Below are 21,397 nucleotides of genomic sequence, written 5' to 3' on the forward strand. Positions count from 1 at the left end.
AAAAGTGCTTGTAACAGGATTTTAAAATCCTGTTACAAGTACTTTTTTATTGTCTGAAAACAACGCTAATCAAAATAAGCAATGTTTTTCAGTGCCCTCATAAAGTTTGCGGGGCTTTTTTCGTTTAATATTACATTCTTATTCAATTTTTAAAAAAACCAAGTCGCCACAAAAATAGCTGTAATTACACAAATTAAATCAACCAAAAGCATTGTTCCAAGTGCGTAACGTGTGTTTTTTATATTAACTGAACCAAAGTAAACTGCAATCACATAAAAAGTACTTTCGGCACTGCATTGAAAAATACTACTTAATCTTCCCGTTAAGGAATCGGCACCAAAAGTATTCATTGAATCTATCAAAAACCCTCGCGAACCTGCAGAACTAAAAGGTCTTAGCAATGCTACAGGTAAAGCATCGGTGATTTCTTTACTTACTCCCATATTAGAAAAAGCAAAAGCAATCCAGTTACTGATAATTTCAAATAAACCACTGTTCCTGAACAAAGAAATAGCCACTAACATTCCCAAAACATAAGGGAAAATGGTGACGCCGGTTTTAACTCCATTATTAGCTCCTGTCACAAAAGTTTCATAAACTGTAGTATTGGCTTCTGTAAATTTCTTCTCTTTAACAAAGGAAAAGATCAAAGTAAAAATAATAATTCCTACCAATATTAACGCTGAAAGATTTGATGTGAAATAGTTTTTACCAATTAAATCCAAATGGTTTACATACATTAACAAACCAACAATTGCTGCAATTAACACCATTAATGTCGCTACCAAAGAAGCGCTTTTGAAATTAATTTTTTGTTTAATTCCAACGATAAGAAAAGCAGCAATTGTACCAATAAAAGAGGTGATAATACAAGGTAACATAACATCGGCTGGATTGCTGGCATTGGCTGCAGCACGGTAACCAATTATAGAAGTTGCTATTAAAGTTAGTCCCGAAGCATGTAAACACAGAAACATAATTTGTGCATCACTTGCTCGATCTTTATCGGGATTCAGTTCCTGCAAACTCTCCATCGCCTTTAACCCAAATGGTGTAGCAGCTGAATCCAATCCCAAGAAATTTGCAGAAAAGTTTAAGGTCATATAGGAAATCGACGGGTGATTTTTGGGAATACTTGGGAACACTTTCACAAACACCGGACTCAATACTTTAGCAAGTTTTTCAGATGCTCCAGAAATGATTAAAAGTTCCATCAAGCCACAGAAAAAAGCCAAATAAGCTATAAGAGGCAAAATCAAATCAACTAATGTGCTTTTGCAAGTTGGCAATAAACCATCTGATTTTTGAACGCCACTAAAAATTTTTACTGTTTTATTTTTATAAACATAAGTAGTATCAGCGTTTAACGTATCTCTATTAATAACAAAGGTTTTTTCATCTGATTTATTAATGCTGTCTTTTATAAAAACAGGAATCTGATCCATATACTTTTCAGAAATCAAAATAGGATCGTCTTTTTTCCCGTTTAAAACACTGTCTATCGTATAGCTATTACCAGAAAACAAGCTGAAAATCACAAATGCAATTGAAGATATAAAAATCACCAACCAAAATCTACTCAATACCATAATATCTAATTTTTGTAAATGTAATAATTAATTCATTAATCATAATTAAGTCTTTAATTTTGAATAACCTTCCCGATTAAATATTATCAAGTAATATTAAAATCTACATAAAGTCTTTTATCTTTAAAAAAAGACTTACCTTTGTTTAACTTTTATTAATTTTTATTAAACAATATTATTAGATTAGTTACGGAAATTCAAACACTATTATTTTTTTCCAACAAGAAATGAAAAAACAAAAACCAGACAATATTGTTTTCTCTCAAGAAAAAGGGTATAACGCAAACCTATTACCCTACGCAACGACTGTTGGTGCACCTGTAATAAAAACCGATGATGTTGTTGCTTGGAAAACAAGAGGAATCCACCAAGTAAACAAAGAATTTGAAGGAAAATTTAATGAACTCAAAGATCAATATAAAAAATTAATGGAAGAGTATGAATGGAACGATTTGGTGTATAATGCCAAGTTTTCATTCGAACCAGTTGTAGGCGAAATCTATCATTTGTATAATTCAAATGATGGAATTCAATTCTTATCCTTAATTGGCCCCAATGAATGGAGCAAAGAGCACATTGCATCATTCAAGCTCAATAGTGATAAAAAATGGATCAAACTAGATTTGTCTTCTGTGGTTTTTTCTGCTTACTGATGCTTTTCGTTTAAAAACATCTTGCCTCTACTCGATACGATGCTACTAATCCGTAATTTGACATTACAGGAATAATTCCTGAATACAAAAACAATTTTGAACCAACGCTTACGAAGGAAAACAATTTCAAATTAGGCGTTGAATTCAAAGAAAAAACAGAAATCAAAAACACAAAACTTGACAGACCGAGATCTACACCATCAGATTTAGTTCTAACCTCAATGGCTTCAAATTGAATAAGAAAACAGTAAATATTGTATGGTTCAAACGTGATTTACGACTTGTAGATCATGAGCCTCTATTTATGGCTCATCAAGATAATCTACCCATACTATTAGTATACTTTTTTGAACCTTCGGTTATGTCTTATGATGATTCAGATGTTCGCCATTGGCGTTTTATTTATGAATCTTTGAATTATTTGCAATCTAAATTGTCAACTATTTCTGCTGAAATCTATGTTTTTCATAATGAAGTAGAAACTGTATTTGAGAAATTGGTTCAAAATTATGATATCCACGCGGTTTATTCGCACCAAGAAATTGGCAATAAAATCACCTACAATAGAGATATTGAAATGCAACAATTCTTTGCTAAACGCAACATTAAATGGAAAGAATCACAGATGCATGGTGTTATTAGAAAATTAAAATCACGAAAAAACTGGGACAAATGTTGGGAGAACATAATGCGTGATAACCCAAAAATAATTGATATTGAAAATTTTACCATTGAAAATTTAGATCCACTCTTCTACAAAAATTTAAAAGGCAAACCATTTTCAAAAGAAATAACAATTCACAACAAAAATTTCCAACAAGGGGGCGAAAATTTGGCTTGGCGATACCTCGATAGTTTTGTTAAAGAACGCTATGTAAACTATAGCAAACACATTTCGAAACCAGCTTTGAGTCGCAAAGGCTGTAGTCGTTTGTCCCCGTATTTAACCTACGGTAACATTAGTATGCGAATGATTTATCAATACGCAAATCAGCATTATGAAGAGTCTAAAAACAAAAGAGCTATTCTTAATTTTGTTTCTCGTTTACATTGGCATTGCCATTTTATTCAAAAATTTGAAGACGAATGTCGAATGGAATTTGAAAATGTAAATCGTGCTTATGACTCTTTAATAAAGCCAAAAAACGAAGTCTATATCAAAGCGTGGCAAGAAGGCAAAACAGGAGTTCCTATTGTGGATGCGTGCATGCGATGCGTAGTTGCGACAGGTTATTTGAACTTTAGAATGCGGGCAATGATTGTTTCCTTTTTCACTTTCAATTTATGGCAAGATTGGCGAGAATTGCATTTTCTAGCTCGGCAGTTTTTAGATTACGAACCCGGAATTCATTATCCGCAATTGCAAATGCAATCAGGAACAACAGGAATTAATACAATACGTATTTACAGCCCAATAAAAAACTCTGAAGAGCACGACTCTGAGGGTGTCTTTATCAAGCAATGGCTACCAGAATTGGCAGAAATTCCCATTTCATTACTTCATGAACCCTGGAAAATGAATGTTTTAGAACAACAATTTTATAATTGTGAAATAGGCAAAGACTATCCGTTTCCAATAGTTGATATTGACGAAACCCGAAAATATGCCAGTGATATTGTATGGAGTTTTCGCAAAAAAGACGAAGTGAAGGAGGAGGGAAAACGTATTTTGAAAAAACATGTCACCAACCCGAATTCTAAAAAAAGAACAACGAAAATTAAAAAAGCAACGAAATAAAATGGCAATATTCTTAAAAGCGAATTGGGAAAACATTATTATGGCAAACTATGAAATTGATCCTAAAATTCTTATTCCGTTTATACCACAAGGAGTAGAATTGGATTTGTTCAACGGAAAAGCTTACATAAGTTTGGTTGGATTTATGTTCAAAAAAACCAAATTATTCAACATTCCAATTCCGTATTTAGGCACTTTTGAAGAAATAAATCTGCGTTTTTATGTGATTCGAAAAGAAGGAAACAAGATAAAACGTGGAGTGGTTTTCATAAACGAAACTATTCCATATCCAATTGTTGCTTGGATGGCTAATAAATTGTACAAAGAACATTATACCGTTGTACCCACCAAACACGAAATAAGCAACGATGACAATATTAAAAAAGCAAATTTCGAATGGCTTTTAAATAAAAAATGGAATCGAATTTATGTAGAAGCCTCTACTGAAACTAAAGAAATGAAAAACGACACTCTAGAGCAATTTATCTACGAACACTATTACGGCTTCACCAAAATTGATGCACATAAAACTGAAGAATACAAATTGCAACACCCAAGCTGGAAAACAAATAAAGTATTCAATTATAAAATTGACTGTGATTTTAAAGCTATGTATGGCAACTCTTTTTCGATATTGAATACTACAGAACCCGAAGCTGTTTTCATAGCCGAAGGTTCGTCTGTAAAAATAGAATGGAAAAGAACCCAATTAAAACTATATAAATGAAAGGTGTAAAAAAGCAAAATCTACCTAACAAAATTTGTGTGGTTTGTCTAAAACCATTTGCTTGGCGCAAAAAATGGGAAAAGGTATGGGACGATGTAAAATATTGTAGCAATAAATGTAGAATGAATAAATAAAAATGCAAAAAACTCTCAGATTAATACTTGGCGATCAACTAAACAGCAATCATTCTTGGTTTGAAACTAATGACGATTCGATTACCTATGTCTTGATGGAAATTCGCACCGAAACGGATTATGCGACACATCACATTCAGAAAATTGTAGGATTCTTTGCGGCAATGCAAACTTTTACTTTAGATTTAAAATCGAAAAAGCACAACGTAATTTATATTCATTTAAACGATAAAACCAACTTACAATCCTTTAATAAAAATCTTGAAGCTATAATTGAGGAACACCATTTCACTCATTTTGAATACCAATTTCCTGATGAATATCGTCTAGATGAAACATTAAAAAACTTTTGTAAAACGCTTTCCATTACAAATTCAGTTCTTGATTCAGAACATTTTTATACCACTAGAAATGAGCTTGGGAATTTCTTTGAAGGTAAAAAAACATTTTTGCTAGAAAGTTTTTATCGTGCTATGCGAAAAAAACATAATGTATTGATGGAAGGCGATAAACCGGTAACTGGACAATGGAATTACGACGGCGAAAACCGTAAAAAATTGTCTAAAGATCACAAACCTACTTCCCCATTGGTTTTTAACAATGATGTTTCAGAAATTTATTCAGAAATTCAAAAAACAAACATAAAAACCATTGGAAACATTGATGCCAAAAATTTTGTTTGGCCAATTAATAGATCACAATCGCTGGAGTTATTAGACTTTTTTGTTGCTGAATGTTTGCCGTTATTTGGTAGTTATCAGGATGCAATGACTCCCAATGAATGGTCGTTATACCATTCTCGTGTTTCGTTTTCGATGAATATTAAAATGATTTCTCCTCAAGAAGTGATTGATAAATGTGTTGACGAATGGCAAAAACGTCCAGCCGAAATTGAATACAACCAACTCGAGGGCTTTGTGCGACAAATTATAGGTTGGCGTGAATATATGCGAGGAATTTATTGGCTAAAAATGCCCGAATATGCCTCGATGAATTATTTTAACCATAAAGAAAAATTACCCAATTGGTTTTGGACTGGAAACACCAAAATTAATTGTTTGAAAGACGCCATCAATCAATCGTTGGATTATGCGTATGCGCATCACATTCAGCGATTAATGATTACAGGTAATTTTGCGCTTTTGGCTGTGGAATTCATCCTGACGAAGTCGATGCTTGGTATTTGGGAATTTATATAGATGCAATCGAATGGGTCGAAATTACAAATACACGCGGAATGAGCCAGTTTGCCGATGGCGGAATTGTAGGAACTAAACCTTATGTGAGTTCAGCAAGTTATATTGATAAAATGAGTCATTATTGTGGAAGTTGTTTTTACAAAAAAGCAATAAAAACAGGTGACAAAGCTTGTCCTTTTAATAGTTTGTATTGGAATTTTTATGACAAAAACGAAGATAAATTGGGCAAAAATCCAAGAATAGGTATGATGTATAATGTGTGGCGAAAAATGCAACCCAAAGCCAAAGCAGAATTACTAGAACAAGCTGATTATTATTTAAAAAACATTAATAATTTATAATGAAAACTTCAGTAGTTTGGTTTAAAACCGATTTGCGACTTCACGATAACGAAACACTAGTAAAAGCCATCGCACAAAGTGATCAAATAATTCCTGTGTATTGCTTTGACGATTCCCATTTTGAAACAACTGATTATGGATTTAAGAAGACTGGCAATTTTAGAGCTCAATTTTTATTAGAATCCTTACAAAATTTAGATAGAAGTTTAAGAGAATTAAATTCTGGATTATTAATTTTAAGAGGGAAACCTGAAGTTGAAATTCCGAAAATAGTAGCAGAATATAAAGCTCAAAAAGTGTTTGCCAAACGTGAAGTAGCCTTCGAAGAAAAACAAATGGAGCTTTTACTACAAACAGAGCTTTTTAAATTAAGATGCGAATTCGAAACCTCAAGTACCAGCACTTTATACCACGCCGAAGATTTACCCTTTTCAATCAAGGATATTCCAGATGTATTTAGCAATTTTAGAAAAAAAATTGAGAAAGACGCCACGGTTAGACCTATTTTCGACAAGCCTTTATTTATAAACTCGCCTAAATTTCCAGAAAGTGTTTTGCCAACTTTAGCCGATTTAGGTTTAGAATATAAAGCCATCGACTGTAGGGCTGCAATACAATTTGAAGGAGGTGAAAATGAGGCGATTAAACGATTGAACCATTATTTTTTTGAAACCAAAAGTATTTCAAATTACAAAGAAACTAGAAACGAAATGATTGGCACAGATTATTCGTCAAAATTCTCAGCTTGGTTGGCTTTGGGTTGCATTTCGCCACGGTTTATTTATCAAGAAATTAAAAAATACGAATCCCAGTTTGGGTCAAACGATTCAACTTATTGGTTGGTTTTCGAATTATTATGGCGTGATTTTTTTAGGTTTATGTTCAAAAAACATCAAACTAAGTTTTTCCTGTATTCTGGAATTAAAACCGATAGAGAAAACTCCAAATCATTGAATGAAAACCTACTGTCACAATGGATTAGCGGAACCACAAATTCTGATTTTATAAACGCTAATATGCTAGAACTAAAGTTAACAGGATTTATGAGCAATCGGGGTCGTCAAAATGTAGCAAGTTATTTTTGTAACGAACTCAATATCGATTGGCGATTAGGCGCTGCTTATTTTGAACAACAACTTATAGATTATGATGTGTGCAGTAATTGGGGAAATTGGGCGTATCTTGCCGGTGTTGGCAATGACCCACGAGGTCATCGTTATTTTAATATCGAAAAACAAGCCAACGATTATGATAAGAAACATATATTTAGAGACTTGTGGTTAAAAAGTTAAAAAAAGGCATATCCATAAAACAGCAATTTATAAAAGTTTACAAATAATTATGAAACATGATGCAATCATTATTGGCGCAGGATTATCAGGACTTTCGGCAGCTATTTATTTACACCGCCAAGGTAGAAAAGTGCTCATTTTAGAAGCTAGTGACCGAGCAGGAGGAAGAGTAAAAACAGATTTATATGATGGTTTTCTTTTAGACAGAGGTTTTCAAGTTTTATTGACAGCCTATCCAGAAGCCATAGATTTATTGAATTACAAAGATTTGCAACTCAAAAAAATGCTGCCAGGAGCAACTGTTCTTTATGATGGTGGTACATTCGAAATTGCTGATCCTTTGAGAAGGCCAACAGCATTGCTCAACACCTTATTTGCGCCAGTTGGAACATTAAGGGATAAAATAAATACGCTTTGGCTCAAAAATAAATTGCAAAAAATGACTGTTGATGAAATTTTTGCACAACCCGAACAAAGTACTCACAAACAATTGTTGGATTATGGATTTAGTCAAAAAATGATTCAACGTTTTTATGCGCCTTTTTTATCGGGTATATTCCTGGAAAACCATTTAACAACTTCAAACCGAATGTTCGATTTTGTGATGAAAATGTTTTCAGATGGGGATGTTGCAATACCAGCCCTTGGGATGGAAGAAATACCGAAACAATTAGTAAGTCTATTACCAAAATCCAGCATTCAATACCATAAAAAAGTTTCAACAATAAAGGATAATACTCTAACTCTAGACGATGGAACTGTTTTTGAAGCTAATCAAATTCTTATAGCCACGAATGCAAATGAATTTAGTAAGGAATTTTATCCTACTCTAAAAACCACAGCCCAAAAAGTTACCAATGTGTATTTTGAATCAAAAAAAGCTCCTTCTAACAAAGCAATTGTCATTTTGAATGCTTCTTCAAATAAAAAATGGGTCAACAATTTGAGCGTTATTTCTAATGTTTCAGTCGCTTATGCACCAATAGGAAAAGTGCTAATATCTGCGTCTTATAATGGATTGGCAAATATTGAAGATAGCGAATTGGCTGAAAATATGAAAAAAGAATTGGAACAATGGTATGGAAAACAAGTACACGATTGGAAATTGATTAAAACCTATCGCATCGATTATGCTTTACCTATTCAGGACAGTGTGAGAAATAATATCCCAACTTCTGAAATAAAAATAAGCGATACCTTATTTATTTGTGGAGATCATTTATTAAACGGATCCATCAATGCTGCTTTTAAAACAGGAAGATTAGCCGCCGAAGCAATGAAGTTATAATTTATAGTTTTCCTAAATGTATAATCAATTGCGATGTAAATCCCAATAAAAAATGCTTAAACGTGAATAATCTCCTCGTCAATCAACAAATCTTCACGTCGAAGGCGAAGGAAAATCTGCGCTACTGCAATGGTGTCTTTCTCGCAATAGGTTACGATTCTGTCAATGTCTTTGTCAACATAAAAAACGTGACCAACTTGACTGCCGTCGATATCGCCTTTTGGAGAAGGTATTCCCAGTACTTTACACATTAATTTCAAGGAAGTAAAATGCTTGTAATCGCCAAATTTCCATAATTCCAAAGTATCTAAATGTGGAATTTCCCAGGGTTTCTTGCCAAATAAATTGAGCTTGTTGGGAATGGCTATGTTGTTAATAATCATTCGGCGGGCGATAAACGGAATATCGAATTCCTTAGCATTATGCCCGCACAAAACGTGTTGCGGCTGATTGAAATGATTGTTCAAAAGATTAATAAAATCGTGTAAAATTTTCTTTTCTTCTCCAAAAAAAGAAGTAACTCTAAAATTCCGAATGTCCCCTTTTATGGTAAAATAACCCACAGAAATACAGATAATTTTTCCAAATTCTGCCCAAATTCCCGCCCGCTCATAAAAGTCCTCCGGTGTAAATTCTTCTTTTCGCTGGTATTGGGTTTTGTGTTCCCAAAGTCCTTTCATTTCGTCATCTAACTCATTGAAATTAGCCACTTCTGGAACGGTTTCGATGTCGAGAAACAGAATATTATTGAGGTTGATTTTTTCTATCATAAATTAAATATTGGGACGCTGATAACGCAGATTTTCATTTGTTACGAATTATACGAATCTACACAAAAAAATTCGATATTTTTGCAAATTGAAAGTAATTGTTTACGAATATAAAGAAATTCGGGCTAATTCATGGTATCCTTTTAGAATAAACTTTGTTGCGTCGTCGGATTTTCGTGTTCTAATAACCATTTTTTTCTCCATAATCCACCGGCATAGCCCGTAAGTGAACCGTCGGTTCCGATGACTCTGTGACAAGGAACTACAATCCAAAGCGGGTTTTTCCCATTGGCCGAAGCCACGGCACGAATAGCTTTGACATCACCTAATTTTTTTGATAATTCCAAATAACTCATCGTCTTCCCGAATGGAATTTCGAGTAATCCTTTCCAAACCTTTTGTTGGAATTCAGTTCCGTATGGGTTTATTTTGAAAGTGAAATCGTTTCTTTTCCCTTCGAAATAATTGTTGAGTTGCAAAACTGCTTCTTTTAAAACTGAAGAGATTTTAGTGGAGACTTCACCTTCGTCCGAAACTGAAATTACCGAAATTCCCTTTTCGTCGCCCATGATTTTGGCGATTCCTAAAGGCGTTTTGATGTAGGCAGTTTCCATATTTATCATTTATTTTCCAGCTCTGTTTTTTAGCATTTCTTTGCTTATAGTCAATATTCTTCCTATTTGAATTTCATTTCGATAGGCCACTACTCGAAATGTAATTTCTTCATTTGGAATTTCAAAAGGAACAGTATATTTTGTAGAATATTTTGCTGGAAAAGAGCCGTCGATAGTATAATACAAATCAACATTAGACAATTCACTCGAAAGGGTACAAATCATTTTTTCATCCACCATTTTGGTAGTAACAATTGGATCGTAAATAGCTTTGCAAATAGGTTTTTCCGCAGCATCAAATCTTTTGAAGTGTTGTTCTACTCTGGCTGAAAAATTTTCCCAATTTTTGTTTTTCGATGGACTCCAAACTGATTCACTAATAGCAAAAGCTCTTGGATAAGCCATATAAAAAGCATGCTGAATTGTCGGCACTTTTTCTGTCCAAAGGTTTCCTTGACCTCCCAAAATAAATTTTGGATCAACACCATCAGGTGCAGGCTCAAATTCATATGCTTTTTTTAAAGATAGTTTGCCGTAAACTGGTACCTCAACCGAAGGATCTCCTTGTACATAATCTAAATAGGCAAATGAGTTTGGAGACATTACGACTTCATGTCCCGATTTAGATGCCTTTATACCTCCTTGAGTGCCTCTCCAACTCATTACTGCAGCTCCATCTGCTAGACCACCATCCAAAATCTCGTCCCAGCCTATTACTTTTTTCCCTTTGGAAGTAATAATTTTAACAACTCTTTTTATGAAATAACTTTGCAATTCTTTGGCATCTTTTAAATTTTCTCTCTTCATCAATGCCTGACAATTTTCATCCTTTTCCCAATAACCATGATAACATTCGTCACCTCCAATGTGAATGTATTGTCCCGGAAATAAAGAAGCTATCTCGCCAAAAATAGTGTCAAGAATCGAATAAACTTTCTCGTCTGAAGGGTTTAAAGAATTTTCAATATACATTGTAAAAGTACCATCACCATGCCATTCTGCAAATTTAGAACCTGGGTTAACCATCTTAGTCTCTTTTAGTGTAGACAATTCAGGATAAGCCGCAAGCAAGGCCATAGAATGTCCTGGCACATCAATTTCGGGTATAATCGTAATTTGTCTCTCCTTAGCATATTTAATAACATCTTTGATTTCCTCTTGAGTATAAAACCCTCCATAAGGTGTTTTTTCGCCTTGATTTGGAGCTTCAACTGTGCCAAATATGCCAAATCGTTCTACACGCCAAGCTCCTATTTCAGTAAGTTTTGGTAATGCTTTGATTTCAATCCTCCAACCATTATCATCTGAGAGATGCCAGTGCAGAACATTGAATTTATATTTAGACATCCAATCAATGTATTCTTTCACTTCGTTTGTCGTAAAAAAATGTCTACTCACATCGAGCATTAGACCTCGCCAACCAAAACGTGGATAATCTTTGATTTTACAAGCAGGAATCTTGATGCTTTCTTTAGAAATTTTTTCAAAAGGCAATACTTGATCGAAAGTTTGTAAACCATAAAATAATCCAGAAATAGTATTCGCTTTTAACACGACTCCTTTTTCTTCAACATCTAAAGTGTACCCTTCTTTTCCAAGACTTTCATCTTGAATTTTGTTTAATTCAATAGCAATATGTTTTGAATTACTAATTGGTTTTTCTAAAGAAATAACAAATCTATTTCCATTTAAAGAACTGAAATGCAAATCAACAATTTGACGTAATTCGGGATTGCTATTTACTAGATAAACTATTGTTTTTGAGTTTAAAACAAAAGTCCCTTGTTGTGAAACATAATTTACAGGAGTTGGGATAATAGAATTTTGGGCTTGAAGACAAAAAATCATTAAAAGAAATAGTACACTTGTGATTTTTAATTTCATCTTTTATTAATATTATATCCAAATATAATGATTTAATAAAAACAAAAAACCATTTCGATCGAAATGGTTTATGTTTTAAATATCTCTCAAACCTCAACAAGCTCTATGAATAAAGGTTATTTTAAATTTGAATAAACATAGGCTTCCAAAGCTTTTAATTCTTCCTCTGAAAAGGTGCTGGTTAATGCAAAATTCACTTTCATCACTGCATATTGCGTTGGGTCAACAATTGGTTCGCCTTCACCTTTAAGAAATGTAACCATATCCCCGTTTTTATCTTTGTAGATTTTGGCAATGTCTTGTAAACTTGGTCCAACGAGTTTTACGTCTGGTTTGTGACAAGTAACACAAGCTCCTTTTCCTTCAAAAATTTCCTTTCCTAAATCTTCAGGTTTTTGAACTTCGGTTGTGTTTTCAGGTTTGCCAAAAGATTCATCTGAACCTCCTTTTTTACAAGATATAAAAGATAATGTAATTGCTAAAACTGTTGCTAATAATACTGTTTTCTTCATTTTATTTATTTAAAAGTCTTGCTGCTTCTTTGGCAAAATAAGTCGAAATAATATTGGCTCCGGCTCTTTTGATGCAGTACAATTGTTCAATCATAATTTGGTCATGGTCAAGCCAACCTCTTTCGGCAGCGGCTTTTACCATTGCATATTCGCCAGAAACTTGATAAACTGCCACTGGAACGTGAACGGCATTTTTAACTTCACGAACGATGTCCAAATAAGCCATTCCTGGTTTTACCATCACAATATCGGCACCTTCAGCTACATCGTCCAATGTTTCACGAATGGCTTCAATGCGATTGGCATAATCCATTTGGTATGTTTTTTTATCTTTAGGAACATTGTTTAAATCTACTGGAGCAGAATCTAGGGCTTCGCGAAACGGACCGTAAAATGCCGAAGCATATTTGGCGCTGTAACTCATTATTCCTACATTGTGATGTCCGTTTTCTTCCAAAGCTTTGCGAATGGCTAGAACGCGACCGTCCATCATATCGCTTGGTGCAACAAAATCTGCACCTGCTTCAGCGTGGCTCAAACTCATTAGAGTTAAAGCTTCAATTGTGGCATCGTTTACAATTTGTCCGTTTCTGATAATTCCGTCGTGACCGTAAATTGAATAAGGATCCAAAGCTACGTCCGGCATTACAATCATTTCAGGAACAGTGTCTTTGATGGCACGAATGGTTTGTTGCATTAATCCGTCTTTGTTCCAAGCTTCGACACCTAAATTGTCTTTCAGGTTTTCACTGACTTTAACGTAAATATTGACTGCTTTAATGCCCAAATCCCAAGCTTCTTTGACTTCTTTGATGGTGTTATCCAATGAATGACGATAGATTCCTGGCATAGATGCAATAGGGATTTTCACGTCCTTTCCTTCGGCAACGAACATAGGAAGCATAAAATCGTTTGGACTTAATGAGGTTTCACGAACTAGGGCACGAATGGATTCGTTGGTTCTTAAACGACGATTTCTTTGTAGTGGAAACATAATATTTTGTTTTAAAGTTAAAGGTTAACGTTTCTGTTAAACCCAATCAACTGGTTTTTCTAATACTTTCAATAATCTTTCTTCTTCGGTTCCTTTTTCAGTATGATGGTCATACACCCATTGTACGTGTGGTGGTAAACTCATCAAGATGCTTTCGATTCGGCCGTTGGTTTTTAAACCAAACAACGTGCCTTTGTCGTGTACCAAATTGAATTCGACATAACGACCTCGACGGATTTCCTGCCAAGTTCTATTGGCATCCGAATATAATAAATTTTTTCTTTTTTCAACAATTGGAACATAAGCTTCCAGAAAACTATTACCGACTTCAGTTACAAAGTTGAACCAATTTTCTATTGACATATCTTCGGTTGCTTTACAATAATCGAAAAATAATCCGCCAATTCCTCGCCCTTCATTTCGATGTGCATTCCAAAAATACCCATCGCATTGTTTTTTATATTTTGGATAAAACTCAAGATTGTGTTTATCGCAAGCGGTTTTACAGGTTAGATGAAAATGTTTTGCATCTTCCTCAAACAAATAATAAGGCGTTAAATCTTGTCCGCCTCCAAACCATTGCTGAATCACGTTTCCATTATCGTCATACATTTCGAAATAGCGCCAGTTAGCATGAACCGTTGGCACCATTGGACTTTTTGGATGCAAAACTAAACTCAATCCACAAGCAAAAAAATCAGCTTCACCCACGTTGAACAATTTTTGCATACTGTCCGGTAATTTTCCATGAACGGCAGAAATATTAACTCCCCCTTTTTCGAAAACTGCTCCGTTTTCTATCACACGTGTTCGTCCGCCACCTCCTTCTGGTCGCTCCCAAATATCCTCACGGAATTTAGTTGTGCCATCAGCATCTTCTAATCCTTTGCAGATTTGGTCTTGAAGGTTTTGTATATATTGGTAAAATTTATTTTTCATTTTGGTAATCTGATTTCAATAATCCGAAATATACAATATCTTCTAAAACTCCTTCGTGGTTTTTGAATTCTTCTCGCAAAATTCCTTCTTGAATAAAATTATGTTTTAATGCAATTTGTTGGCTAGCTTTATTGACTTTTGAAGTGCAAATAAATATTTTATTCATTTTTAATTCCTCAAAACCAAAATCAATGGTTTGAGAAACTGCTTTTGAAATAATGCCTTGTCCTTCAAACGCAGCATCAATAAAATAAGCTAATTCACATTTTAAAATATCTAATTTTATGTTCTTAACACAAACATAGCCAATCAAATTATTCGTTTCATTATTTTTTATATAGTAATAATAATTTTCTTTGTTTTCCTGTTTCTGAATGTTATTATTTATAAAATTTATTGTTTTTTCAATATCCAAACAATTAGAAACTGTAACGGGAAACGTTTTCTCAATATGACTTTTATTTTTAGAAATAAGCTCGAAAAATTCTTCGGGAAGGATTTTATCAATAGTTTCTAATCTCCAATTATTAAATCTCATAAGCTTGTGTATGCATTGAAATAAATCATTCTAATTATAAATTTGCTTTTGCAGCAGCTAACTTATTAAATATTTCAAACGAAAAAGTCTTACTTTCTTGTTGAACATAACCATATATTGCAATGGCTTTTTTAGAAAAATTAAAATGACTTTCTTTCGAAAGAGTAATCAAAAAATCAGCAAATATTTCGAAATGTTTCCATTCAAAATGAAGACGTTCCAAATGGGAAATCAATTGCTTTTCATCGAGATCACGCAGCGTTTCGACATTCATCCCCAAATCTTTTAACTCATTTTCGAGTTGGAAAATATCTTCTAAATTCCAGAATTTCAGCACAAAAGTCAGTGAATGCAATACCTTTAGAATATTATCTATTCGAATGCTTTCCTGGTCGCGTAATCCTTTATTCAGCATTTAAATCCTTATTTCTGCTTGTATTCCTTCACAGCATCAATAAATGCTTTAGCGTGATCCACAGGAATATTTGGTAAAATTCCGTGACCTAAATTGGCTATATATTTGTCTTTTCCGAATTCGTCAATCATTTCGTGAACCATTTTTTTGATGACAGGAATTGGAGAAAGCAATCTTGACGGATCAAAATTTCCTTGCAAAGTGATGTTTCCACCTGACAAATAACGTGCATTTCTTGGCGTACAAGTCCAATCTACTCCCAATGCTGAAGCTCTACTTTTTCCCATTTCGCCAAGCGCGAACCAACATCCTTTTCCGAAAACAATTACTTGTGTTTCGTCTGCCAATGCTTCTACGATTTGGTTAATGTATTTCCATGAGAATTCCTGATAATCCATTGGCGAAAGCATTCCTCCCCAAGAATCAAAAATTTGGATGGCATCGCAACCTGCTTTTACTTTTTCTTTTAAATATAAAATTGTGGTATCGGTGATTTTTTGCAATAAAGTGTGTGCTGCAACTGGGTTTGAGAAACAAAATCCTTTGGCAGTATCAAAACTTTTCGATCCTTTTCCTTCCACTGCATAACAAAAAATTGTCCAAGGCGAACCGGCAAAACCAATTAATGGCACCTCATCGTTCAACATTTCTTTAGTCAATTTCACGGCATCCATTACGTAACCCAACGTTTCTTGAATATTAGGAACATAAACTTGGTTTACTTGTTCCATCGTGCGAATTGGATTTGGGATAATGGGTCCCAAATTGTCTTTTAATTCCACGTGGATTCCCATCGCTCTTGGCACTACCAAAATATCCGAAAACAAAATTGCCACATCCGGTCCAATACTACGAATAGGCATCACGGTGATCTCGGCAGCTAATTCTGGAGTTTCACAACGGGTAAAAAAATCATATTTATCACGCATTGCACGGAATTCAGGCAAAAATCTTCCGGCTTGACGCATCATCCAAACTGGTGGACGTTCTACTGTTTCTCCTCTTAATGCTTTTAAAAATAGGTCGTTCTTTATCATAATTTCTAGCTAGAAAGGCGCTAATTCGCCAAGTTTATTTATATTCTTCGATTACATCCTCAATCACATTTTCAACCGAAGGCAGATCTGCGACTATTATATTTCTTGTTATTGTTTCTAATGAGCTTGCCGTGGTTTCACCAATACAAAAGCAAATTTCGTTTTTTATTTTGTTATCCTTCAAATAACTTTCAACGGCTGACGGACTAAAAAACAGAATTCCATCAATTGCGATTTTTATTTTTTGTGGCGTTAAAGTAGTTTCATACACTTGAATTTCATTGAAATTGACTTTGGCAGCTTTCAACGCTTTTGGCAAAGTTTCTTTCCGCAAATTGCCGCTAAAAAAAGTAAAACTTTCATTGGAATAAATCAAGGTGATGATTTCTGCTAAATCAGAAGCATAATCAACGTAAACATCAACATTAAAACCATTTTCTTCCAATAATGCTTTTGTTTTTATACCCACACAAAACACGTTTTTAGCTTTTAATTCTTCGCTTTTTGGGTGAAGTAATACGCTTTGAGCCGCATTTTGACTAGTAAAAATCAAATTATCATTGATTCCTTTTAAGTCAAAATCCGAGTTTTCTGTTTTGATGAAATTGGCATCGATTACTGAAAAACCGCCATCCAACAAGGCTTGCTTTTGAGAACTCAAAAGTATTTTTGTGGATAGAATGCTGATTTGTTTATTCATTTTTTTGTTTCTTTCATAGCTTTTAACAGTGCTACTTTCCATCCTTTTATGTAATTATCCTTTTCATAATCAGGGTTTTTATCAGTCAAATTTATAAAATAACTTACTAATCCATCCCAAGTATCAAGTTGCCCTTTATCCTGTAATTTCCAACCAATTTCTTCAATTGTCCAATTTGACTTGGCAGAATTACGAATCATAGAAGTTGTAATCCAGTTACTATCATTGTCCTCTCCTCCTCTTGCAACTGGAATCAAATGGTCAATTGTCGGAAATAGATCCCAATAAATCATATGTGTCTCTGACATTTTCCAATTTCGGTGATATTTAAAAACATCCGAAAATTCTAATGTCAATATCTTAATCAATCCTGGAAATATTAGTTTGTCGCCAGAATATCTATCAATAAATCCATCTCTTAAAAAAACTTTACACATTTGATGTTTTGTATATTGTCTTTTCTGAGACAAATTATTAATGAAAGGATAATTTTCATTAGCAAAATCTACACAATCTTGCCTTTTATCATCCAATAATAATCCACATATATTTTTAATTAATACAGCTTTATCCATCTTTGAATCCTGAAAAAGGTTGTTATAAAAATTACTTCTTCAAACTTTCCTTAATCGTTTTCATCAATTTATCTCCACCTTTTTCCAAAATTTCATTGGCACAATTCTTTCCAAAATCAGTCCAATTGTTTAATGAAATGGTTCTCTCGATTTCCAGTTTTTCTTTCCCATCAATGGAGAATAGATTCCCAACAAAATGAATTTCGTTGTTATTTATTTTTGCCAAAGCACCAATTGGTGCAGTACAACCACCTTCAAGCGTTTTTAGAAATTGTCTTTCGATTTGGGTGCAAATTTCGGTTTCATTGTGATTTAATTTGGCAACAGCCTCTTTGCAAAAATCATCATTTTGCATCGCAACAATTACCATTGCGCCTTGTGCAGGAGCAGGAATCATCCAATCTAAATCGATAAAATCCGTTGGTTTTAAGTTGATGCGTTCGAGTCCGGCTGCAGCAAAAACAGCTCCGTTCCAATCGCTATCGTTCAATTTTTGCATTCGAGTATTCACGTTTCCGCGTAAATCGACAACTGTGTGATTTGGGTATTTATGCAACCATTGTGCTTGACGACGCAAACTTCCGGTGGCGATTGTTCCGTTTCCTTGAAGAAAATCAAGATTTCCTTTATGAACTAAAATATCCAAAGTATTAGCTCTTTCGAGAACCGCAGCTTGAATAATCCCAATTGGCAAAGCCGTTGGCACATCTTTCATCGAATGCACAGCAATGTCAACTTGGCCATTTATCATAGCGATGTCGAGGGTTTTTGTAAAAATTCCTGTGATTCCGAGTTCGTAAAGAGGTTTATCGAGAATGATGTCTCCTTGAGATTTTACGGCAATAATTTCGGTTGTATAACCTAAATCGTTTAATTTTTTTTGAACTGTGTGGGCTTGCCAAAGTGCTAATTCGCTGTCGCGCGTTCCAATTCTTATTGTTTTGTTTGAATCCATTAAACCTTTTCTTTTTTATAAACCATAAAGATATTAAGGTTCGTTTAGATTTTTACTATGATAGGGTAATTTTGTACTTTTCTTCGACGATGGAGATTTCTTTTTTTGGAGTTGAAAAACCAATTTGAAATACTTTTTCAATAAACTCGATACTTTCGTCAACCGAAGTATTTTCGTCTTTTAAGTGACTCGCAAAATGATTAGTGATTTTTTGAATAATTCTGGAACCAATTAATTCGGCTTGTTCTTCATCAAAATCAGATAATTTTTTACGTTGAAAAGTTAATTCACCGGCTACAATATCACTCAATTTTGCTTTCAATGCTTGAATTGTTGGCGCAAATTTTCGACCATTCATCCAAATATTAAGCTCTAATTTCATATCCTCGATAATGGCTTCGGCAGCAGGAATATGTTGTTTTCTTCTTTCGAGAGTTTCATCCGTCATTTGAGACAAATGATCCATATGAATTAAAGTTACCTCTTTTAAATCTTGGACATTAAGGTGAACATTTTTTGGAATGGACAAATCCAAAATCAACATTGGTTTTTTTAAATTTAGGATAGCTTTGTCAATCGTAGGATTGTGAGCTCCAGTAGCCACAACTAAAACGTCAGCTTTTTGTAATTCTAAATGTAAATCAGAATAATCTTTTACAACAAGATTAAGTTTTCCGGCCAATATTTCGGCGGTACTTTTAGTTCTGTTTATTAAGGTGATTTTTTCGTTTTTGGTATGTTTTACCAAGTTTTCGCAAGTGTTCCTGCCTATTTCACCAGTTCCAAAAAGCAGAATGTTTTTGTTACCAATGTCCTCAACACTTTTCATTATGTATTGAACCGCTGCAAAGGAAACTGAAGTTGCTCCTGAGCTAATTTCGGTTTCGTTTTTTATTCTTTTGCTGGTTTGAATAACCGTATTAACTAATCTATCTAAAAAAGCATTGACTAAACCCAAAGATCTAGACTCTTCAAAATTCGATTTTATTTGACCTATTATTTCGAAATCTCCAAGAATTTGGCTGTCTAAACCAGTTCCTACACGGAACAAATGATTGATGGCTTCTTGATTTTTATAAACAAATCCAACTCTTTGAAATTCTTCAACTGTACCGTTGCTGTTCTCTAAAATCAATTTTATTAGCTGGAAAGGATGTTCTGCATATCCATAAATTTCGGTGCGGTTGCAGGTAGATATTATGACTAAACTCTCTAATCCACTTTCTTTGGCTTGAAGCAACGCATTAGTTTTTGCTTTGGCATCCAAACTAAATTTTCCTCTAACTTCCGCATCAGCTTTCTTGTAACTCAACCCAATGGAGTAGAAAGTTTTATGTTTTGATAAATTTAGATTTTCCATAAATAATCTTTTTCTGATATGCTTGACAAATTTAGAATTAAGGTTTCTATTAAAGTAACGCTGAAAGTACTATTTGTATCGCTGAATGATTTTTTGTTGATAAATATAATTTCTCTTGTAAAAAACACTATTTTTGTAATGAAATTAGGCTTTTATAAAACAAATGTACTAGTTTCTTATAAACAAAAACCTGATATTTATCATATTTACTAATAAAAAATGTCGCAATGAGTTCTCGAGATATTATAACAATTGAAGATGACTTTACCCTACTCCGTTTCGAAAACAACAGTGATGAAGTCTTTTATACCCAGCGTGAAGTTAAAAGTGGGTTAATCCAATTTCACTTTGGATTGAAAGGAAAAGCCAAATTTATTTTCAACCAAGGGAATTATGCCTTGGACTTAAGGGAGGAAAAATCTTTGTTATTATACAATCCGCAAAAAGAACTACCATTAAACTTAGAAATAGAGCCCAATTCTTGGGTGATTTCAGTTATTATTTCCATCCAAAAATTTCATAATTTATTTTCTACTGAAGCCAATTACATTACTTTTTTGAGCGACGACAACAAGGATAAAAAATATTATAAAGAAGGAGATATCAGTCCTTCGATGGCGATTGTTTTAAGTCAATTGTTTAATTATAATTTACATCCATCAATAAAAAACTTGTATTACAAAGGAAAAGGGTACGAATTATTGAGTCTTTATTTCAATAGAACCGAAGATTCAAATGCAGAACAATGTCCGTTTTTGATTGACGAAGAAAATGTATTGAAAATTAAAAAAGCTAAGGAAATCATTCTTTCCAATATGGCTGAACCACCAGGATTGCAGGAACTTGCCGATGAAGTAGGTCTGAATTTGAAAAAACTAAAAATGGGCTTTAAACAAATTTACGGCGATACCGTTTATGGCTTTCTATTTGATTACAAAATGGATTCAGCTAGAAAATTATTGGACAGTGGGTCTTATAATGTAAACGAAGTTGGTTTGAAAATTGGCTACAGCACCGGAAGCCACTTTATCGCTGCTTTCAAGAAGAAATTTGGAACAACTCCGAAGAAATACTTGATGTCCATTAATCCAAACACCTAGTTACTTTTTTAAAAAGTAAACAAAATCAAAAAAATAGTAAAAC

Annotated in this window: 21 protein-coding genes and 1 pseudogene; 8 read left to right on the top strand and 14 right to left on the bottom strand. The window is 33.8% G+C overall.

What is annotated here, in order from left to right; translation table 11 throughout:
* Nucleotides 1–149: 149 nt before the first annotated feature.
* The gene (locus ACH2BV_RS04200; protein ID WP_395049471.1) at nucleotides 150–1,589 is read right to left on the bottom strand and encodes a nucleoside recognition domain-containing protein; all 1,440 of its coding nucleotides are present in this window, start codon (nucleotides 1,587–1,589) and stop codon (nucleotides 150–152) included.
* A 227-nt stretch (nucleotides 1,590–1,816) separates the two neighbouring features.
* On the opposite strand from ACH2BV_RS04200, the gene ACH2BV_RS04205 reads away from it, so the two are divergent.
* The 7 genes and pseudogenes from ACH2BV_RS04205 (at nucleotide 1,817) to ACH2BV_RS04235 (ending at nucleotide 8,961) form a co-directional block, all read left to right on the top strand.
* The gene (locus tag ACH2BV_RS04205; RefSeq protein WP_395049472.1) at nucleotides 1,817–2,242 is read left to right on the top strand and encodes a DUF2452 domain-containing protein; all 426 of its coding nucleotides are present in this window, start codon (nucleotides 1,817–1,819) and stop codon (nucleotides 2,240–2,242) included.
* Nucleotides 2,243–2,474: 232 nt separating this feature from the next.
* Complete coding sequence (locus tag ACH2BV_RS04210) at nucleotides 2,475–3,980, top strand: deoxyribodipyrimidine photo-lyase/cryptochrome family protein (protein WP_395049473.1); 1,506 nt, start codon at nucleotides 2,475–2,477, stop codon at nucleotides 3,978–3,980.
* A 1-nt stretch (nucleotide 3,981) separates the two neighbouring features.
* The gene (locus ACH2BV_RS04215) at nucleotides 3,982–4,707 is read left to right on the top strand and encodes a YqjF family protein (RefSeq protein ID WP_395049474.1); all 726 of its coding nucleotides are present in this window, start codon (nucleotides 3,982–3,984) and stop codon (nucleotides 4,705–4,707) included.
* Nucleotides 4,704–4,841 (top strand): DUF2256 domain-containing protein, encoded by a 138-nt coding sequence (locus ACH2BV_RS04220; RefSeq protein ID WP_395049475.1) that lies wholly within the window; start codon nucleotides 4,704–4,706, stop codon nucleotides 4,839–4,841. Before ACH2BV_RS04215 ends, ACH2BV_RS04220 begins: the two co-directional genes overlap by 4 nt.
* Before the next feature lie 2 nt (nucleotides 4,842–4,843).
* Nucleotides 4,844–6,381, top strand: a pseudogene (locus tag ACH2BV_RS04225) (cryptochrome/photolyase family protein).
* Nucleotides 6,381–7,673, top strand: coding sequence for a DASH family cryptochrome (locus ACH2BV_RS04230; RefSeq protein ID WP_395049476.1), 1,293 nt, complete (start codon nucleotides 6,381–6,383; stop codon nucleotides 7,671–7,673). The pseudogene ACH2BV_RS04225 and the gene ACH2BV_RS04230 overlap by 1 nt, the downstream one beginning before the upstream one ends.
* A 25-nt stretch (nucleotides 7,674–7,698) precedes the next feature.
* On the top strand, nucleotides 7,699–8,961 hold the full coding sequence (locus ACH2BV_RS04235; RefSeq protein ID WP_395049530.1) for an NAD(P)/FAD-dependent oxidoreductase: 1,263 nt from the start codon (nucleotides 7,699–7,701) through the stop codon (nucleotides 8,959–8,961).
* Between the two features lie 56 nt (nucleotides 8,962–9,017).
* Here ACH2BV_RS04235 and ACH2BV_RS04240 read toward each other — a convergent pair whose 3' ends face one another.
* The 13 genes from ACH2BV_RS04240 to hemA all read right to left on the bottom strand — a co-directional run bounded on the left by ACH2BV_RS04240 (nucleotide 9,018) and on the right by hemA (nucleotide 20,254).
* The gene (locus ACH2BV_RS04240; protein ID WP_395049477.1) at nucleotides 9,018–9,731 is read right to left on the bottom strand and encodes a 3'-5' exonuclease; all 714 of its coding nucleotides are present in this window, start codon (nucleotides 9,729–9,731) and stop codon (nucleotides 9,018–9,020) included.
* Between the two features lie 143 nt (nucleotides 9,732–9,874).
* Nucleotides 9,875–10,345, bottom strand: coding sequence for a methylated-DNA--[protein]-cysteine S-methyltransferase (locus ACH2BV_RS04245; RefSeq protein WP_395049478.1), 471 nt, complete (start codon nucleotides 10,343–10,345; stop codon nucleotides 9,875–9,877).
* 9 nt (nucleotides 10,346–10,354) lie between these two features.
* Complete coding sequence (locus tag ACH2BV_RS04250) at nucleotides 10,355–12,229, bottom strand: beta-N-acetylhexosaminidase (protein WP_395049479.1); 1,875 nt, start codon at nucleotides 12,227–12,229, stop codon at nucleotides 10,355–10,357.
* Nucleotides 12,230–12,345: 116 nt separating this feature from the next.
* Entirely contained in the window at nucleotides 12,346–12,741 is a 396-nt protein-coding gene (locus tag ACH2BV_RS04255) for a c-type cytochrome (RefSeq protein ID WP_395049480.1), read from the bottom strand.
* Between the two features lies 1 nt (nucleotide 12,742).
* Complete coding sequence (gene hemB / locus ACH2BV_RS04260) at nucleotides 12,743–13,735, bottom strand: porphobilinogen synthase (protein ID WP_395049481.1); 993 nt, start codon at nucleotides 13,733–13,735, stop codon at nucleotides 12,743–12,745.
* A 36-nt stretch (nucleotides 13,736–13,771) separates the two neighbouring features.
* Nucleotides 13,772–14,674 carry an oxygen-dependent coproporphyrinogen oxidase gene (gene hemF, locus ACH2BV_RS04265; RefSeq protein ID WP_395049482.1) on the bottom strand — a complete coding sequence of 301 codons (903 nt, stop codon included), beginning with the start codon at nucleotides 14,672–14,674 and terminating at the stop codon, nucleotides 13,772–13,774.
* The gene (locus ACH2BV_RS04270; protein WP_395049483.1) at nucleotides 14,664–15,212 is read right to left on the bottom strand and encodes a GNAT family N-acetyltransferase; all 549 of its coding nucleotides are present in this window, start codon (nucleotides 15,210–15,212) and stop codon (nucleotides 14,664–14,666) included. The genes hemF and ACH2BV_RS04270 overlap by 11 nt, the downstream gene beginning before the upstream one ends.
* Nucleotides 15,213–15,246: 34 nt before the next feature.
* Nucleotides 15,247–15,627, bottom strand: a complete 381-nt coding sequence (locus ACH2BV_RS04275) for a hypothetical protein (RefSeq protein ID WP_395049484.1) — start codon at nucleotides 15,625–15,627, stop codon at nucleotides 15,247–15,249.
* Between the two features lie 8 nt (nucleotides 15,628–15,635).
* Nucleotides 15,636–16,664, bottom strand: coding sequence for a uroporphyrinogen decarboxylase (hemE, locus tag ACH2BV_RS04280; RefSeq protein WP_395049485.1), 1,029 nt, complete (start codon nucleotides 16,662–16,664; stop codon nucleotides 15,636–15,638).
* 34 nt (nucleotides 16,665–16,698) lie between these two features.
* Nucleotides 16,699–17,364 (bottom strand): uroporphyrinogen-III synthase, encoded by a 666-nt coding sequence (locus tag ACH2BV_RS04285; protein ID WP_395049486.1) that lies wholly within the window; start codon nucleotides 17,362–17,364, stop codon nucleotides 16,699–16,701.
* A complete protein-coding gene (locus ACH2BV_RS04290) occupies nucleotides 17,361–17,939 on the bottom strand; it encodes an HNH endonuclease (RefSeq protein ID WP_395049487.1) in 579 nt (192 codons plus the stop codon). The genes ACH2BV_RS04285 and ACH2BV_RS04290 overlap by 4 nt, the downstream gene beginning before the upstream one ends.
* 31 nt (nucleotides 17,940–17,970) lie before the next feature.
* Nucleotides 17,971–18,894, bottom strand: coding sequence for a hydroxymethylbilane synthase (gene hemC / locus ACH2BV_RS04295; protein WP_395049488.1), 924 nt, complete (start codon nucleotides 18,892–18,894; stop codon nucleotides 17,971–17,973).
* Between the two features lie 55 nt (nucleotides 18,895–18,949).
* Entirely contained in the window at nucleotides 18,950–20,254 is a 1,305-nt protein-coding gene (gene hemA, locus ACH2BV_RS04300; RefSeq protein WP_395049489.1) for a glutamyl-tRNA reductase, read from the bottom strand.
* Between the two features lie 227 nt (nucleotides 20,255–20,481).
* Here hemA and ACH2BV_RS04305 point away from each other — a divergent pair, with 227 nt between their 5' ends.
* A complete protein-coding gene (locus ACH2BV_RS04305) occupies nucleotides 20,482–21,354 on the top strand; it encodes a helix-turn-helix domain-containing protein (RefSeq protein WP_395049490.1) in 873 nt (290 codons plus the stop codon).
* The last annotated feature ends 43 nt before the right edge of the window (nucleotides 21,355–21,397 follow it).

The sequence above is a fragment of the Flavobacterium sp. genome (assembly GCF_043780635.1).
Taxonomy (GTDB): Bacteria; Bacteroidota; Bacteroidia; order Flavobacteriales; family Flavobacteriaceae; genus Flavobacterium.

Bases quoted from the DNA above. Each gene is read 5' to 3' on its own strand.
- ACH2BV_RS04200 (WP_395049471.1), bottom strand. From the start codon at position 1,589: ATGGTATTGAGTAGATTTTGGTTGGTGATTTTTATATCTTCAATTGCA.
- ACH2BV_RS04205 (WP_395049472.1), top strand. From the start codon at position 1,817: ATGAAAAAACAAAAACCAGACAATATTGTTTTCTCTCAAGAAAAAGGG.
- ACH2BV_RS04215 (WP_395049474.1), top strand. From the start codon at position 3,982: ATGGCAATATTCTTAAAAGCGAATTGGGAAAACATTATTATGGCAAAC.
- ACH2BV_RS04220 (WP_395049475.1), top strand. From the start codon at position 4,704: ATGAAAGGTGTAAAAAAGCAAAATCTACCTAACAAAATTTGTGTGGTT.
- ACH2BV_RS04230 (WP_395049476.1), top strand. From the start codon at position 6,381: ATGAAAACTTCAGTAGTTTGGTTTAAAACCGATTTGCGACTTCACGAT.
- ACH2BV_RS04240 (WP_395049477.1), bottom strand. From the start codon at position 9,731: ATGATAGAAAAAATCAACCTCAATAATATTCTGTTTCTCGACATCGAA.
- ACH2BV_RS04245 (WP_395049478.1), bottom strand. From the start codon at position 10,345: ATGGAAACTGCCTACATCAAAACGCCTTTAGGAATCGCCAAAATCATG.
- ACH2BV_RS04250 (WP_395049479.1), bottom strand. From the start codon at position 12,229: ATGAAATTAAAAATCACAAGTGTACTATTTCTTTTAATGATTTTTTGT.
- ACH2BV_RS04255 (WP_395049480.1), bottom strand. From the start codon at position 12,741: ATGAAGAAAACAGTATTATTAGCAACAGTTTTAGCAATTACATTATCT.
- hemB (WP_395049481.1), bottom strand. From the start codon at position 13,735: ATGTTTCCACTACAAAGAAATCGTCGTTTAAGAACCAACGAATCCATT.
- hemF (WP_395049482.1), bottom strand. From the start codon at position 14,674: ATGAAAAATAAATTTTACCAATATATACAAAACCTTCAAGACCAAATC.
- ACH2BV_RS04270 (WP_395049483.1), bottom strand. From the start codon at position 15,212: ATGAGATTTAATAATTGGAGATTAGAAACTATTGATAAAATCCTTCCC.
- ACH2BV_RS04275 (WP_395049484.1), bottom strand. From the start codon at position 15,627: ATGCTGAATAAAGGATTACGCGACCAGGAAAGCATTCGAATAGATAAT.
- hemE (WP_395049485.1), bottom strand. From the start codon at position 16,664: ATGATAAAGAACGACCTATTTTTAAAAGCATTAAGAGGAGAAACAGTA.
- ACH2BV_RS04285 (WP_395049486.1), bottom strand. From the start codon at position 17,364: ATGAATAAACAAATCAGCATTCTATCCACAAAAATACTTTTGAGTTCT.
- ACH2BV_RS04290 (WP_395049487.1), bottom strand. From the start codon at position 17,939: ATGGATAAAGCTGTATTAATTAAAAATATATGTGGATTATTATTGGAT.
- hemC (WP_395049488.1), bottom strand. From the start codon at position 18,894: ATGGATTCAAACAAAACAATAAGAATTGGAACGCGCGACAGCGAATTA.
- hemA (WP_395049489.1), bottom strand. From the start codon at position 20,254: ATGGAAAATCTAAATTTATCAAAACATAAAACTTTCTACTCCATTGGG.
- ACH2BV_RS04305 (WP_395049490.1), top strand. From the start codon at position 20,482: ATGAGTTCTCGAGATATTATAACAATTGAAGATGACTTTACCCTACTC.